At 43.1% G+C, this 2,443-nt stretch carries 2 protein-coding genes; one reads left to right on the forward strand and one right to left on the reverse strand.

Annotated elements, in window-relative coordinates; genetic code table 11:
• Positions 1 to 1,913, forward strand: a 1,913-nt coding sequence (locus BHE89_RS14665; protein WP_128860590.1) for a zinc/cadmium/mercury/lead-transporting ATPase, incomplete at its 5' end; no start/stop codon positions are given.
• Positions 1,914 to 2,002: 89 nt separating this feature from the next.
• Here the strand turns inward: BHE89_RS14665 and tusA are convergent.
• A complete protein-coding gene (gene tusA / locus BHE89_RS14670) occupies positions 2,003 to 2,257 on the reverse strand; it encodes a sulfurtransferase TusA (RefSeq protein WP_069368408.1) in 255 nt (84 codons plus the stop codon).
• Positions 2,258 to 2,443: the final 186 nt, after the last annotated feature.

Here is a 2,443-nt window from a genome sequence, read left to right on the forward strand (position 1 = left end):
TTTTTGATCTCTCATCACCTCAATCCCAAAAAGTCGCTAAGCAGAGCTTATTAAAAGAGAGCGCATTTGTTATTGTCTTGGCGCTTTTAATGGTCATTAGCTGGGGTGCAGAGTTTATTGACCCTCAAGCCGGCCGTGCTGCCTTTATTGCAACCACCTTAATTGGTTTATTCCCCATTGTGAAAAAGTCCTTACAACTTATTCGCAGTGGTACACCATTCGCTATCGAAACATTAATGAGCGTTGCCGCAATTGGGGCACTCTTTATTAATGCTACCGAAGAAGCCGCAATGGTTATTTTGCTGTTTATGATTGGCGAGATGTTAGAGTCTTACGCCGCAGGGCGTGCTCGTCGTGGTGTAAGTGCATTAATGGCATTGGTGCCAGAAGAAGCGACATTAATCAAAGATGGCAAAAAACAAACAGTTCCTGTTGCGCAACTGCGCCCTGGCGATATTATCGAAATTGCCCCAGGTTCTCGTTTACCAACAGATGCAGAATTAGTCAGCGCATTTGCAAGCTTTGATGAAAGTGCATTAACCGGTGAATCCGTACCAGTAGAACGCCTACAAGGTGAAAAAGTGGCTGCGGGTTGTTTATCTGTGGATAGATCGGTACAGATGAAGGTGGTATCTGAGCAGGGGCAAAATGCTATCGACCGTATTTTGCAATTGATTGAAGAAGCTGAAGAGCGTAGAGCCCCTATTGAACGCTTTATTGACCGCTTTAGCCGTTACTATACCCCTGCGATAATGCTGTTCTCCGCACTGGTTATCATTGTTCCCCCCCTGTTGTTTTCACAACCGTGGGAAACATGGATTTATCGCGGTTTAACGCTATTACTCATTGGTTGTCCTTGTGCTTTGGTTATCTCAACACCAGCGGCAATCACTTCAGCATTAGCGGCAGCAACTAAACGCGGAGCGTTGATCAAAGGCGGTGCAGCGTTAGAGCAATTAGGCACAGTTAATACTATCGCATTAGATAAAACGGGTACATTAACAGAAGGGAAACCTCAAGTTACTGATATTGTAGCTGAATCTGGATTTAATGAAAAAGAAGTGCTGACTTTTGCTTCATCCGTCGAAATTGGCTCTCATCATCCATTAGCAAAAGCAATTATCAATAAAGCACAAGATGAAGGAGTGCTTGTTGTTGAAGCACAAGAGCGTAAAGCGCTAGCGGGTAAAGGCATTGAAGGTTATTTAAATAGTCAACACATCCTAGTGAGCGCCCCTTCTCAATTATCAGAAGCGACATCGCTCTCTTCTCAATGGCAACAAGAAGTTGCACGTCTTGAAGATGAAGGTAAAACCGTTGTTGTTGTCTTAAAAGAGAGCCAACTTATCGGTGTTATTGCGATGCAAGATACTTTACGCAGTGATGCTGTTGAATCAATGAAATTATTGAAAGAGATGAACATCAATGCCGTTATGCTAACGGGTGATAATCCAAGAGCAGCAGCTGCTATTGCGAAAAAACTAGGTATGGATTTCCGAGCTGGATTACTGCCCGAAGATAAAGTGACTTCAGTAATGGAAATTAGCAAAACGCATAACACAATGATGGTGGGCGATGGTATCAATGATGCGCCAGCAATGAAAGCGGCCACCATTGGTGTCGCGATGGGAAGCGGTACTGATGTTGCACTTGAAACAGCGGATGCTGCATTAACACATAACCGTTTAACGGGCTTACCTGAAATTATTAAATTATCTCGTGCGACACGTAAAATTATCCGTGAAAACATCGCCATAGCACTGGGCTTAAAAGCGATATTCTTAGTAACAAGCTTATTAGGTATCACTGGACTTTGGGTTGCCGTTCTTGCTGATTCCGGTGCAACCGCACTAGTTACAGCCAATGCGGTAAGGCTACTAAGAGTAAAAGTTAACACCTCAAATAAAAAGTAAGTACACTAAAATCACAAAGCCCAAACTTCAGCTAAGTTGGAGTTTGGGCTATTTTTTAGCGCGCAGGTAAGCAATATTTACAATGTAAATTACAGATTGCTCTCTTTTTTACGAATAAGATAGCGATAAGGGGCAGATTCAGTCTCTTGATTTAATAAATCATGCTCCATAAAGCGACAAAAACCAGGAATATCACGTACTGTTGCAGGATCATCCGCAATGACTAAAAGCGTCTCGCCTAATGCCATATTTCTTATCGTTTTACGAACTAACATTACTGGCTCAGGACAACGTAATCCTAGAGTATCTAATGTCTTAGTTGCATCATCAAATTGAGCATTCATTCTATTAACCATTCTTCTTATACTGACAGATTGTGTCATTATATCGCGCTTTCGTGTTCACATCACGGCACATTAAGCACAAAGGTATTCCTCGTGACTGCTCCCCGCCGTAAACGGCGAGGCTTCCCACTTCTCAGACCGCAACCCTCTGTACGACGGATTTACGCGGGTCTCCATGGGCTGAAA

The sequence above is a fragment of the Shigella sp. FC1967 genome, assembly GCF_001743005.1.
GTDB lineage: Bacteria > Pseudomonadota > Gammaproteobacteria > Enterobacterales > Enterobacteriaceae > Proteus.